Annotated in this window: 13 protein-coding genes; 6 read left to right on the forward strand and 7 right to left on the reverse strand. The window is 35.1% G+C overall.

The window, feature by feature from the left end:
• Window positions 1–7: 7 nt before the first annotated feature.
• The gene (locus tag AC1DCY_RS18780) at window positions 8–1,357 is read right to left on the reverse strand and encodes a VanW family protein (RefSeq protein WP_477352633.1); all 1,350 of its coding nucleotides are present in this window, start codon (window positions 1,355–1,357) and stop codon (window positions 8–10) included.
• Window positions 1,358–1,924: 567 nt separating this feature from the next.
• On the opposite strand from AC1DCY_RS18780, the gene AC1DCY_RS18785 reads away from it, so the two are divergent.
• The 3 genes from AC1DCY_RS18785 to AC1DCY_RS18795 all read left to right on the forward strand — a co-directional run bounded on the left by AC1DCY_RS18785 (window position 1,925) and on the right by AC1DCY_RS18795 (window position 4,145).
• The gene (locus tag AC1DCY_RS18785; protein ID WP_477352635.1) at window positions 1,925–2,110 is read left to right on the forward strand and encodes a type IV pilus modification PilV family protein; all 186 of its coding nucleotides are present in this window, start codon (window positions 1,925–1,927) and stop codon (window positions 2,108–2,110) included.
• A 290-nt stretch (window positions 2,111–2,400) separates the two neighbouring features.
• A complete protein-coding gene (locus AC1DCY_RS18790; RefSeq protein ID WP_477352636.1) occupies window positions 2,401–2,850 on the forward strand; it encodes a type II secretion system protein in 450 nt (149 codons plus the stop codon).
• Window positions 2,847–4,145, forward strand: coding sequence for a hypothetical protein (locus AC1DCY_RS18795; protein ID WP_477352638.1), 1,299 nt, complete (start codon window positions 2,847–2,849; stop codon window positions 4,143–4,145). Before AC1DCY_RS18790 ends, AC1DCY_RS18795 begins: the two co-directional genes overlap by 4 nt.
• 120 nt (window positions 4,146–4,265) lie before the next feature.
• On the opposite strand, the gene AC1DCY_RS18800 is transcribed toward AC1DCY_RS18795, so the two are convergent.
• The 4 genes from AC1DCY_RS18800 to queF form a co-directional block, all read right to left on the reverse strand.
• A complete protein-coding gene (locus tag AC1DCY_RS18800) occupies window positions 4,266–6,371 on the reverse strand; it encodes a DUF2339 domain-containing protein (RefSeq protein ID WP_477352639.1) in 2,106 nt (701 codons plus the stop codon).
• A 94-nt stretch (window positions 6,372–6,465) separates the two neighbouring features.
• A complete protein-coding gene (locus AC1DCY_RS18805) occupies window positions 6,466–6,717 on the reverse strand; it encodes a phage holin (RefSeq protein ID WP_477352641.1) in 252 nt (83 codons plus the stop codon).
• Window positions 6,718–7,144: 427 nt separating this feature from the next.
• Window positions 7,145–7,780 carry a queuosine precursor transporter gene (locus AC1DCY_RS18810; RefSeq protein ID WP_477352643.1) on the reverse strand — a complete coding sequence of 212 codons (636 nt, stop codon included), beginning with the start codon at window positions 7,778–7,780 and terminating at the stop codon, window positions 7,145–7,147.
• A complete protein-coding gene (gene queF / locus AC1DCY_RS18815; RefSeq protein ID WP_370075100.1) occupies window positions 7,780–8,280 on the reverse strand; it encodes a preQ(1) synthase in 501 nt (166 codons plus the stop codon). Before queF ends, AC1DCY_RS18810 begins: the two co-directional genes overlap by 1 nt.
• Window positions 8,281–8,601: 321 nt before the next feature.
• Here queF and AC1DCY_RS18820 point away from each other — a divergent pair, with 321 nt between their 5' ends.
• Genes AC1DCY_RS18820 through AC1DCY_RS18830 form a run of 3 tightly spaced genes read left to right on the forward strand, consistent with a single transcriptional unit; the run spans window position 8,602 to window position 10,466 of the window.
• Entirely contained in the window at window positions 8,602–8,919 is a 318-nt protein-coding gene (locus tag AC1DCY_RS18820; RefSeq protein ID WP_477352681.1) for a GntR family transcriptional regulator, read from the forward strand.
• Between the two features lie 3 nt (window positions 8,920–8,922).
• Window positions 8,923–9,789: an ABC transporter ATP-binding protein gene (locus tag AC1DCY_RS18825; protein WP_477352645.1), complete on the forward strand. Its 867-nt coding sequence runs from the start codon at window positions 8,923–8,925 to the stop codon at window positions 9,787–9,789.
• Window positions 9,786–10,466: a hypothetical protein gene (locus AC1DCY_RS18830; RefSeq protein ID WP_477352647.1), complete on the forward strand. Its 681-nt coding sequence runs from the start codon at window positions 9,786–9,788 to the stop codon at window positions 10,464–10,466. The genes AC1DCY_RS18825 and AC1DCY_RS18830 overlap by 4 nt, the downstream gene beginning before the upstream one ends.
• Before the next feature lie 66 nt (window positions 10,467–10,532).
• Here AC1DCY_RS18830 and AC1DCY_RS18835 read toward each other — a convergent pair whose 3' ends face one another.
• On the reverse strand, window positions 10,533–11,090 hold the full coding sequence (locus AC1DCY_RS18835; RefSeq protein ID WP_477352649.1) for a hypothetical protein: 558 nt from the start codon (window positions 11,088–11,090) through the stop codon (window positions 10,533–10,535).
• Window positions 11,091–11,248: 158 nt separating this feature from the next.
• The gene (locus AC1DCY_RS18840; RefSeq protein ID WP_477352683.1) at window positions 11,249–12,604 is read right to left on the reverse strand and encodes a YjiH family protein; all 1,356 of its coding nucleotides are present in this window, start codon (window positions 12,602–12,604) and stop codon (window positions 11,249–11,251) included.
• Window positions 12,605–12,962: the final 358 nt, after the last annotated feature.

A 12,962-nucleotide genomic window follows, 5' to 3' on the forward strand; every position in this document is an offset into this window, starting at 1 on the left:
CCTCTCTTTACGGGCTTGTTTGTATAAAATTCCCACCTTTATCATAGTAGCCGTATACAATTTCAGGGTCACTCGGATCTTTTGAAGTATTCATTTCCGCAGCATTATTGCTAGATTTTTCTTTTTCAGATTGTGTATCCGGTAATCCATCTCCATTTAAATCGATTTGTAAGTCTGGATCATTGGAATTTACCTTATCCGTTCCACTACTATTTTCAGAAACAACAGGCTGTCTTGAAGATCTCATAATAATTTTGTTAACCGGTGGATAATAGTCACGGCTAACAAGTTCTTCCGTAGTGTTACCATTTTCTAGAATCGTGCGATAAACTTCGACCCGTACACCATCTTGACCTACTTGGAGAACTTCTTCCCGGCCTATCGATAAATCTTTAGAATAACGAATAATCATTCGAGGTTGAATGATTTTATCTTTACTAACACGAACAGAGATTTCTTTATCTTTCTTTTGAGCTAGTAATTCCACTTTTAAAGAATCACCTTCTACTGTGAGTTTTAACTTATTTGGTTGATCTGAATGGTTTACAAATTGCAAATCCTTATCTAACGCACGATTCACCTTCGCATCCAAACCTTGTTGTAAGTAAGCTGGCACTGTATTTTGAGCATGACGTTCTAAAATCTCATATTCTGTTTGAAGTGCAGCATGATAAATATTAGAAGCAACAAAATTTAAAGACTCACCATTTATGTTTCCAGGCTGTTCTCCTAAAGCCGTTAATAATGAAAAGGACTCATTTGGTGCGATAATGCTATCATTCAATGAATTCGCTAGTTCTAAAACATCGGTGGCACTCGCAGGAATATCTTCAATCGATAAAGCTAAACGCTCTGCTTCCATTGCGGAAGTATCAGCAACCTTTGCTTTAATTTCATGATTTTTTAAGTATGAAGCATTTGAAATGATCTCACTTAATGTTGGATCGACTTCCCATACACCTGTCCCTTCAAGCTGAGCCTTCATCCTATCGTCTGCGGACACATGTAGAGGAAGATGAACTGTTTTTTTACTCTGCCAAAAGGCATACCAAGACTTGTCCGTTAAGTTATGATATTCAGCCACAGAACTTGCTACATCGAAAGTAAGTAATGCTGGATCAATCGTTGCGTTCACACCTGCACCTTTCACAGAAATCGGCGTTTCCCTCCAAGTATTAATTGCCTCCAATATTGCCGCTTCGAGATCCTCATCCTCTAACCCCTTAACAGATATACCACCAATTGTAGAACTACCACCTTTGGCTAATGCATTATCTATTATGAGGTTGGGAATCCATATAACCAGAATGAGAACTAGTACAATTAAAACAGAACCTACCTTCAAGGGTAATTTCATAGACTCACAACCTTTACTAAATATATGTAAAAACAAGTGCTTATTTACTCATGCCAAACATTACTTTATATCCATGTTTTTATCATACTACAAAAATATTGTGTTTGAATATAACTTTTTCCCTAATGTTTGTCATTTTATAAACACTTCAAATAATAAATAGTGTGTCAAATAATTCATTTTTTGTATATTGTCAGTATGTCTTTCAACTTATATAATTAAGTTATTAATACCTATTAAATATTATTTTCACAAGTACTTTTTAGATAGGTATCTAATGGAAAGTGAAACAAGAGAAGGAATTTTATGTAGGTTGTTATATATGAACTATATAATTTGAAATAAAGATTTTAGCAGAAGACACTCCCCTTATACATTTAGACCTCACGAACAATAGGACCGTAGTATTTAATCTTATCTGCAGCTCATAAGGAGGTTCGAGCGCTTTACATATTTTAAATTCAACAGATGATAATAAAAGTTTGGATTATCCTAATACTATGTATTTTTATAAGCTTACTTAACAAAATAGGTAAACAATTCTTACTGACAGAAGGTGTTGATGAAATGACCCCCAAAAAAGTATTAAACGAACGTGGTATTTCATTAGTAGAGGTTGTTGCTTCTATCGTAATACTAGCAATCATACTGATTTCTATAGTTAATTTACTTCCACAAATGGGCTTAAAAAACAATCAGAATGAAGATAAACAAGTGGCTGTAAACTCAGCATCAAAAGAGCTAGCTTATTAGCAATCAACATTAAAAGGTGACTTTAATTCCTTATTGGCTAATCCAAATGCTACATTTTCATTTATCAAATCAGGTGACACGCTTACGTCTGATAGCGATTCAATTACAATTTCTACTGCTACTACTAAATCTATGACATCAAAATATCATACAAAAATCATAATAACGAAAAAGCCCGATTTAAATTCACTACCCACGAAAGCTAATCAAATTAGTATCTTCATTTATAAAAATAATAATATTTTAGTAACAGAAAATTATGGTTACATCTTTTATTAAGGGTGAAAAAAATGACAACTAAAAACGAACGCGGTCTTACTTTAGTAGAAGTGTTAGCAACATTTATTATCTTCACTTTTGTTTTTATTTTAGTGTGGAGTATATTTTTTCAAGGCACTAATTATTCAAAGAAAGCCGTCTCCAAAAATCAAATGCAGCAAGAAGCAAATGTGATTATATCTAGCTTAAACTCCATTCATAAACGTTCCACTGAATATACTGTCATATCCAAATCCAATAGTTGTAGCTTTTCAATTCAATATACTGATAAAGATGGGGCTAAAACTGAAGTATTTGAAAACAGTCAAATGTGTATTGAATTAGCAAATAGTTTCACAAAACCTGTAAATCCCAAGACGACTAATGTTGAAATCGATTTAATAATCAAGGAAAAGGATCATCCAAACAATAAAGTCACAATCAATACTTTATTAAGTCGTTTAAAGGAGGAGCATAAATGAAGAAGAGTGTCGTAAATAATAACCACGGCTATATATTAGCCATTGTATTAATTATTTCTATAATATTCTCTGTAATTTTTTTATCATTTATAGGGATTTCATCTAATACAACAAAGCAAAATAATGTTGTTGAAGGTACAATTCAGGCCCAATCTATCGCTGAAATGGGCGCTAGTTATTTCCAGCAAGCTATGACCAATGAAATCATCACCACGCAATCTCAAATTATTAAAGATGTAATAAAAGAAAGAGAAGACGATATTAAAATCAATAAAATAGAAAACGATAGCCACTATAAAGATTTAGCTAGGAAATATATGCAAGAGAAATTAAAAGAGTGTATAAAAAAATTAGGAACAGATATCAAAATACAACAAAACAATAAAAATTCTTTCAAAATTAGCCCTACTTACGATTCAAGCGAATTTGACTTTACATACGAATCAAAGTTTTTTTTAAAGGATGGCGATAAACTGATTATTGCTTTCACAAGTACAGGCTATGATGAATTAAAGCAAGCAAAAATCAAGGGAAAGATGGAAGTCGATTTTGCCAATATAATTGGCAAGGGGACTGGCGGTGGAGGTGGAGGTACTTCTATTCTTAAAGACAATACTATTGCTGATCCTGGAGCAAATTTAAAAATCTGTCCAAATAGAAAAAAGGATGATTTATCTAACATGTCTTGTCAAATCAAAGATAGCATTGACTATAGCCAAAATGATAAATTAACATTTAATAATTCCAAATATCGTGTAGGTGGGGCATTTTCAGCAGGTAATTTGAATAGTGATATTAACAATTCAACAATCTATATACTCGGAAGTATGACGAGCGGTAATTTAAATACAATGAATCAATTAAAATTGCATGTTAATGGTTCACTTACTGTTGGTCATTTTAACGGTGGAGGCTTATTTGAATCTACTATTGAAGTTGGCGGAAGCGCTTCAATGCAAAATATTAAATTAACTAATTCCACGATGTTCATTAACGGGGATACATCAATTGGAAATATAAACGGGATTGAAAATTCAATAATTTATATTAATTACAATGCTTCAATTAAAGGTGCAGACCTTAATAGAAATGCAACAATTTGCGTCAACGGAAAATTAACGATTGGTAATATTAACAACAACTCTGGTAATACTAGCAACATTTATGCAAAAGAATCTAATAATCCTAAGGTTATTACAGATAGTGCTGCATTCGAAAAAGCATGTATGATTGGCAGCTCTACTGTTACTCCTGGGTCTGTCGATTATACTACTAACTATGAATATTCTTATTAAAAACTATTGTTCCATGCAAATACCTCAATCGAGATTGAATGTTTACAAATGCTATTAAACAAAACAATAAAGAGTTATTTAGAGTACCGTATTGTAATGATACTCTAAATAACTCTTTTTTCATTTCTTCAACAACCTACCAGACAACAGCAACCCTATCCCACCAATCGTGATAAACAGGACAGCTCGTATTAGTAAGTCTAGTGCTGACAAATCAAAGAATATTAGCTTAATAAACGCAAAGACTAAGATAACAAAACCTGTCATACGTAATGTTCGTAAGTGACGCACGGTACTAAGCCATAGCGAAATACTCGCTGTTAGGAATAATGTAATCGTTGAGAAGGCAATGCTTAGTTTCCAATCAAGCAAACTGTTATGGGAAAGTTGGAATATGAGACCCCAAACGGATATCATCGTAAGCACAACGCCTGCACTTACAATTTGGTCCAGAAGTTTCTCTAGTTGCTCTTGATAGATTTGATAAATGCGCCCCTTCATCAGTAAATCAATCATAATTGCTACGATAACAGCAATATAGACGATTCTTGTTACTATATTTAACCACTCGACACCCTGCATATAGTACGGAATCATTTCAAGCATTATTGTGAAGAGAATGAAAAATACACTAAGGACTGGCGTTAATGCGCGCCCTTTATATTTTATTGGCACTAAAAGTGATCCCGCGAAAAGTAAAGCGAGGGTAATACACATTAGATGTGGAATATTACCAGCACCTGCAAAGTACGTTCCATCCAGCTTTCCGATATAGGCTAAGAAATAACCAGCCGTAATAACTGCTACAATATCAACCATACACATTTCCTTCATAAACTTTTCAAAGGATGTCAGTGTCTCTTTTGGTCGTCTCGCATATACATAAATAATTAGGAGATATATCCCCGGCATTATCAAACTAACATGGTCTATGCTGAAGAATGGTGTCGGCTCATGAAAAATAAAGCTTAAAGCGAGTGTAATTGTAAATGCAAATGAGCCGACAACCTTCATCATACTTACTCGTAATCGTAAACTCATCATAACGCCCGCAAAGATGATGAACGGGATGAGCAATTGATCTACTTTCACTGGTAAATTCATAACTAGTAGCGTATTACATAGTGTAATAAATGCGAGTGTTACGGCACTATCAAATGCCTCCTGCCATTTTTGCTTATAGCCATAACCCGCTAAAGCAGTAAACAAGCCGACTAATATGAGTAGTAGTGCTTCGCTATATTCAATCGGTCTAATAATAAAGTTCATGAGCAATAAACTATAGGCTCCTAGGCTAAATTGGAGTCCGACATGAAGATATTTCAATTTAGACTCTGCATTATATAAACGGCACCAACTCGTGTAAAATGTAGTTAGTACAACAAGGAAACCTATTGCAAAAACAACTCGATTGTCATGGTTCATAAACGCTATAATGCTGACAGCTAGCACAGAGAAAAAGGTTGCTATATAGAGTGCCAATTTCTGCTTGTGTTGATGAATGACAAATTGCAGCATCATAAATAGAACAACCACATAGATTAAGATAATAACAGGACTAAAATTCATATATTCTAGTAAATAAGGTAGTAATAATGAGGTAAACGCTACAAATATCGTTAGTACTTCGTTTTTCTTTAAATAGCTAATAACAATACCGTAGCCGATATAAACAACGGCAATAACAAGTGCCATCGTTAAACCTATGATTTCATACAATATCGCACTTGCGGCTGTTGTTAATATTCCAACAATAAAAGCCCCGCCATATAAAGAAATTGTTATGGCCGATGATCCTATTTGTTTACGTTCCAACACATAAGCTATTGCTGCTAAGGCAATCGATAATGTGTAAGCGAGGATAATTTTAACATCGTTCGATAAATAGCCGTAATCACTCACAAGCTTAAGACCCCAAAGTACCCCCATCACTAAAATTACCATAAATACTTTTGGAAGCGCCCACATAATACGCTCTTCCAACGTTCGCTGTGGCTCCATCTTTTTTTCTGGAGCTGGCATTGTTTTTGGCTTTGGTTCCAAGTTTGAATTTGGCTTTAGATTTTGTGTTGGTTTTGGCGCAGATTGTTCAATAATGGATTTTCTGGCGTCTAATGCACTTGCTTTGGCAACAGATTGCTGACGCTTTAAGCCTTCTAATTCCTGCCGTAAATCCATCATTTCCTGTTCTAGATTGGCAATCCTCCGCTCCATTTCAAGCGACATTCAATCATCCTCCCTACTTTATCAATTTTTTAACATTATACCACATTTATCTAAAATGTAAAATTACACTTTTTATTTATTTTTACTTCTTTGTTTATCTAGGTCTTCGATACATTAAAGCACGTTCACTATCACTGGTTCCCCGTGTAGTAGGATCTACTACAACTCCTATTAAAACGAAAATGGATAATACGATATTTAAGATGTGCGTTGCCTGCTCACTCATTGCACTCGTTAAGTCATAGCCAAAAACAGTTGCTACTTGCTGTGCGAGTAACAAAATCAACGAAAATAGCGCAAATAAAAATGGGGTATGCTGAAAACGGATCATCCAGTTAATTCTCACAAATACTCACCTCCCCCCTTCTTATCCACAGTATATGCTCCGCCGTAACGTGGTACATATGCAAAAATGGAGCTATAAACGTGGAATAGGAGAGATTCTTATACCACAAATATTATTAAGTACAAATTTGCAACGCTAGTTTTCGCAAAGTGTACATTAAAAAGCCATCTCAGCAATGAGATGGCTTCGAATTGTTGAAAATCTATTATGTTAATGAAATTAAGTATAGCTCTACGACAAAACGAGAGGTTGATTTCCGTTCCGACTGGGCGCTTCCCTAGGGGGACAAGGCCCCAGCAACAATGTTTATCCATGCGAAAGCAGAGTGTCAGTGGCATTGTTTATTGCTAATGAAGATAGTTACGAAGCGTAAGCGCCACAACATTTCTAATATCCCCATTTTTGTTTTTCATCACTTTGAATCATCTCAGTAATGAGATGGTTCAAAGCCTTTACGTTTATCAAATTTACGCGCAACGAAAACTAGCCCATAAACAAGTGGTGTTGCTACAATGGACGCCAAAAATTTAAATATATACTGTGTTATAAATAATGTCAGTAACACTTTCATTGGCATGATTCCATAAAAGGCTATCGTAATAAACAATGCCGTATCGATGAGTTGGCTTAGCATCGTAGACGCATTGTTTCGAAGCCAAAGCTTACTGCTTCCATGCTTTTCTTTAAACTTATTAAATATCACTACATCCAAATTAACACTAACCGTATAGGCTACAAGACTTGCAATAATGACACGCATACTGCCACCAAGAATTGTTTCAAACTCCTGCTGGTGAACAAAGGCTTCTGCAGGTGGTAGTGCAATGGCAATAGCGATAAAGCATGCCGCAAACACTTGTGCCATTAGACCTGTTCTTACCGTGCGACCGCCTGCTTCCTTGCCATATACCTCACAAATTACATCAATAAGAGGATACGTGAAAATAATTAAAATCGCTGCTGCCGGAAGTATCATCCATTCGCCTATACTAAACACTTTAACAGCTAAAACATTTGCTAAAATTAAAAAGCCAACAAACAATCCATTTAAATAGTAAAGCATCAGCGATTATCCACCTTTTCAGGATACAAATCGTGGTTCATTAAACGATGCTCTGCCATTTTTTCATATTTTGTACCCGGGCGACCATAGTTACACCAAGGATCAATGGACAAGCCACCACGCGGTGTAAACTTACCCCATACTTCAATATAGCGTGGCTCGATCAGCTTAATTAAATCATTCATGATGATGTTAACACAATCCTCATGGAAGTCCCCATGATTACGGAAGCTAAATAAATAGAGCTTTAATGATTTACTCTCTACTAGCTTTTTATCTGGAATAAAAGATATATACATTGTCGCAAAGTCAGGCTGTCCAGTCATTGGACATAGGCTCGTGAACTCCGGGCAATTAAATTTTACAAAAAAATCGTTTTTCGTATGCAAATTATCGACTGCTTCGAGTATCTCCGGTGAATATTCAAATAAGTACTTTGTATTTTGGTTGCCAAGGAGTGTTAAATCCTGTAATCCTTGTTCTTCATTTCTTCCTGCCATAAAAATGCCTCCTCAAATTGTGAGAAGTTCATTATGCGTGAATCCTAATAAAAAAAAAATCGCCATATCCGCATTTTTGGGACATGGCGTAAATGACGTCATCCATAGTTTTTTATAGAGGGTATGCGCTATGAACCTCTTTCTTATTCGCTAGTAATATTAACTTAATGAATGCATTCCGTCAACTAAATTTTTCATAATTTATCATTGACAAAAATATCCTATCGTTAATTGGTTAGTTACATAAGTAATTAACCAATTAACACAAGGAGGTGGATTGTAATTCATTCTTTAAATAGCGAAAAGCCCATTTTCCAGCAAATACGCGAACGAATAGAGGATGGGATTTTAGACGGACACTTACAACCAGAAGATCGCATTCCATCTACCAATGAGTTTGCAAAGGAATATCAAATTAATCCCGCAACAGCCGGAAAGGGCGTGAACGAATTAGTGGACAAAGGCGTAATTTATAAAAAACGAGGCGTCGGCATGTTTGTTAGTACTGACGCCCGAGAAATATTAATTGCGGAGCGTAAAGAATTTTTTTTTCAACAACATATAGAGCCATTGAAGAAAGAAGCAATAAGATTAGGTATTTCAGATAAAGAATTACAAAATATGTTACAAAGGAGTTAACTTATGAAAATTGAAGTGAGAAATGTTAGTAAATCATATAAACATAAGGAAGCTTTAAAAAACATCTCTTTTACAATGGAAGGACCTAAAATCATTGGATTTTTGGGTCATAATGGCGCTGGTAAAACAACATTCTTAAATTTATTATCCGGACTCATTGCTACAACTAACGGGAACATCACTGTCAATGGAGAAAATGTTTTCAATGTACCTTTAACTCAACGTGATATTTGTTTTGTTGCTGAGAGTGGAAACTTTCAAGAGGAAATGACTATTGCACAAACGTTAAAGGCGAATAGCTTCTTTTATCCAAAATGGGATGAGAATCTCGCAATGGAGCTACTAGAAGTTTTCGCTCTAAATCCAAAAGATAAGGTTCGCAGTTTATCAAAAGGGATGGTGTCTGCGTTAGGTATTATTACAGGTTTTGCGAGTAATGCAGGTATTACGATCTTCGACGAGCCTTATATCGGACTTGATGTAGCTGGTCGAAATACTTTTTATGATCTATTGATTGAACAACAAACCGAAAATCCAAGACTTTTTATTTTGTCTACACATTTAATTGATGAAGCAAGTGAGCTATTTGAAGAAATACTTATTTTACACGAAGGACAATTACTTCTTCAGAAAACAGCGGATGAATGGCATGAGCATATTGTTGCAGTAAAAGGTAGTCCTTCAAATGTTGAGCAGGTAATTAATGGTCTAAAGAGTATTTATAACCATACATTTATGCAGGAGCTAACTGCAATTGTCTTCACTGATGGTCAATCCATTGAAGGACAGAATATTATACTTGAACGTGTTTCATTACAGGATATGTTGGTGTATTTAAGTAAACAGCAGAAAGCGGGGACTATTAAATGAATACAGTAAAGGGTAGTTTGTATGTATTATTTCAAAGCTATAAAAAACAAATTATAACTTTTTGGTGCATTTTATTTTCAATCGTCCTATTTTCGCTTTTCATAGATACTTTTTTTGAACTGCATATTTATTCTTTTTCCATCATGATTTCTATACCTGTGTATATCTTCTCCAGTACCATGGCAGCAAAGTTACTAAATAAAACCTTGTCCTATTTTTTAAGGCTTGGTTTATGTCGCTTGCAATTCATGTTCAACGTGGGGCTCTTTTTCATCTGTTGGAGCTTAGTAGGTGCCTTCATAATTGGTTGTACACAAAAAATAATTACTTTCGTTTCTAACATATACATTATTCATCCTATTTTACTTTTAAATAATTCCCCATCATTTTTACAAACGATGGCATTTGATACTGTTTTACTGCTCTTCTTCCTAACAGCCGGCCTTTTGCTGAACGTTGTCTTTTATCGCTTAGGAACTGTTGGTGGTTACAGTTTTATAGGGTTACTAGTCTTAATCCCAATTGTTACAATCATCTTCAAGTGGTATTCTTCTTTGTTTGACCTACTATCAAATATATCTGCCTTTACGCTATTAAGTAGTTTATTTATTTTTTGTGCATTCCTCTACTCTATCATAACAATGGCGATTCGAAATGCTTCTGTTAATCCCGCATAATTTTAGAGGCGCTTCAAAAGAAAATGATGCCAAGCCCACATTAAAGGGCTTGGCATTTTTACCGAATTAACCACTCTCATCCTCTTGCGTTGTATAGTCAATGGAATTGGCAATGTCGACTAAAACTTCAGGTGTCACCTTATTTGAAACCCTCTTGTCAATCCACAGCATATATTGCCAATCTTCTCTTTCAAAAACAAGTACATTGAAACCTGATATTTCCATATAATTTGAAGTCGTTCCGTTTTTCAATTCGAATGTCTTTACTATATTTTCCTTTTCAGATGGGTACTTAAACTGAACAGGTCGAACCGTTATTTTATAATGATGCTCAGGAAGTTGATGATTAATAAATGTCACTTCAAAAAAATCATTCATATCACCATCAAGATCATTAAATCGACCAAAATGATGTGTAAAACTAATAGAAGGTACTCGAAGTGGTAGCTTTAGCCCTTGATGAAAGTGCTGTTCAAAATCGGAGGCAGCTGCTTCAACCGTTTTATAGCCTATCTCAGGATAAATTTCTTCATAAGGACTGAGCGAATCATTTATATAGGCATCACTTGGTTGAGAAAATAATAAATAGCAGGAACTTAAGCAGAGAGAAAAAATTCTGTCCATTTTATCACCTCAGTATCACTTTAAGTGTAGTTTTTCCCAACTCACTGAAATTATGTGTCAAGTTGTATTCTGTTCTCTTTATTCTTTTTATCACGCAATTTAGAAAAAGAAAAAAGCAATTGTTCGCGTTAGTAAATTCGAACAATTGCCTTTTTAGTCTAAAAGAGTATGTGTGCAACTACTGCTGCTATTGGTAATGAAATAATCGTACGTATTAAGAAAATAACAACTAGATCTAAAAATTTAAGTGGAATCTTTGTACCTAAAATAAGTCCACCGACTTCAGACATATAAATAAGCTGTGTCACAGAAACGACAGCAATTACAAATCGTGTAGTGTCAGCTTCAATTCCTGCTCCTAAAATTGATGGTAGGAACATGTCAGCAAAGCCAACAACCATCGTTTGTGCTGCCTCAGCTGCTTCTGGTAAACCAAGCACTGTTAAAATAGGTTCAAACGGCTTTCCTAAAAATGCAAAAATATTCGTGAATTCAGCAAGCATTAATGCAACCGTACCAAATGCCATTACAACCGGTGCTACACCAACCCATAAATCCAAAACATTTCTAGTTCCATCTTTCAAAAATTGGCGTGGGTCACGATTGGCATTCGCAACGGCTAAAGCATTTTCTAAGCCATGTGACACAGAATTATAACCCTCCGGTAATTCTTCACGTGATAAATCCGCTGGAGTACCATCTATATAAGTATCTTCTTTATTAGCAAGTGGGAAAATTCGTGGCATTACTATCGCTAACACAAGACCACAAAGGACAACCGTTAAGTAATATGGAATAAAATAGCGTGACAAATGCACTGTATCTAATACTACGATACAGAATGTGATAGATACTACAGAGAAGCTCGTTGCAATAATGGCCGACTCTTTTTTCGTATAGTTCCCCATTTCATATTGCTTACTCGTCATAAGAACACCAATTGTTCCATCCCCAACCCACGAAGTAAGTGCATCAACCGATGAACGACCCGGACTTTTAAAGAGAGGACGCATGATTTTCACCATCATCGTTCCGAAAAATTCAAGCAAACCAAAGTTTGTTAAAAACGGTAATAGTAGGCCTGCAAATAAGAAAATTGTGAATAAAAATGTTACTAAACCACCGTCTGGGTTCATTAATAATCCACCAGTATTTTCATTATTAATCACCGATGGTCCAAAATCAAAGACAACCATTGAGGCAAATACTAAACCGATGACTCTTATAATTGTCCAAAACCAATTTACATAAAATAATGTATCTAAAATACTAGGCTCTTTTGTATTATTTCGAGGAATTAATTTGGCAATGAGTGATCCAATTGCCGAAATCGCAAACATAATTATAGTAAAATAACTAATAACCGGAGCAACAAAACCTGCTAGTAAATTTGCTAAAATAGCAATTGGAACTTTCCATCCATCTTCCGTTAAGACTGGTGTCATAAATAATAGGACACCAATAAGAGACGGAATTATGAAGAAAAAGTATGTAGAAGTAGGATATTTTTTCATCATTTAAAGCCTCATTTCTCTAGGTTTTTTCGAAGTTTTATACATCAAGCTTGTTAGTTATGGACTGATCAATTATGCCTCGGCATAATTGCGTCCGGAATCGGCTTTGTGCTTGCACAAAGAACTCCTTTCCGATTCCGTGACATCCGCCAGAGGCTTTAACTTATTTCAGCGGATGTCTTTTGTACCGAAAGCGTAGCGACAGGTACGGATGTTTGGACACCCGCTGAAATAAGTTAAACCGCCAAGAAATGTATATCTGTACTTTAATCAGCGGGAATTTCTTTATTCCTCACTGATCATTAGTCTTTACCTATAAGCATTTACGAGCCGTTAATCTCCCACCTATATTCTTTAC

The sequence above is a fragment of the Lysinibacillus sp. 10T31 genome (assembly GCF_056394365.1).

Bases quoted from the DNA above. Each gene is read 5' to 3' on its own strand.
- AC1DCY_RS18830 (WP_477352647.1), top strand. From the start codon at position 9,786: ATGAATACAGTAAAGGGTAGTTTGTATGTATTATTTCAAAGCTATAAA.
- AC1DCY_RS18825 (WP_477352645.1), top strand. From the start codon at position 8,923: ATGAAAATTGAAGTGAGAAATGTTAGTAAATCATATAAACATAAGGAA.
- AC1DCY_RS18780 (WP_477352633.1), bottom strand. From the start codon at position 1,357: ATGAAATTACCCTTGAAGGTAGGTTCTGTTTTAATTGTACTAGTTCTC.
- AC1DCY_RS18795 (WP_477352638.1), top strand. From the start codon at position 2,847: ATGAAGAAGAGTGTCGTAAATAATAACCACGGCTATATATTAGCCATT.
- AC1DCY_RS18835 (WP_477352649.1), bottom strand. From the start codon at position 11,090: ATGGACAGAATTTTTTCTCTCTGCTTAAGTTCCTGCTATTTATTATTT.
- AC1DCY_RS18840 (WP_477352683.1), bottom strand. From the start codon at position 12,604: ATGAAAAAATATCCTACTTCTACATACTTTTTCTTCATAATTCCGTCT.
- AC1DCY_RS18790 (WP_477352636.1), top strand. From the start codon at position 2,401: ATGACAACTAAAAACGAACGCGGTCTTACTTTAGTAGAAGTGTTAGCA.
- AC1DCY_RS18800 (WP_477352639.1), bottom strand. From the start codon at position 6,371: ATGTCGCTTGAAATGGAGCGGAGGATTGCCAATCTAGAACAGGAAATG.
- queF (WP_370075100.1), bottom strand. From the start codon at position 8,280: ATGGCAGGAAGAAATGAAGAACAAGGATTACAGGATTTAACACTCCTT.
- AC1DCY_RS18810 (WP_477352643.1), bottom strand. From the start codon at position 7,780: ATGCTTTACTATTTAAATGGATTGTTTGTTGGCTTTTTAATTTTAGCA.
- AC1DCY_RS18785 (WP_477352635.1), top strand. From the start codon at position 1,925: ATGACCCCCAAAAAAGTATTAAACGAACGTGGTATTTCATTAGTAGAG.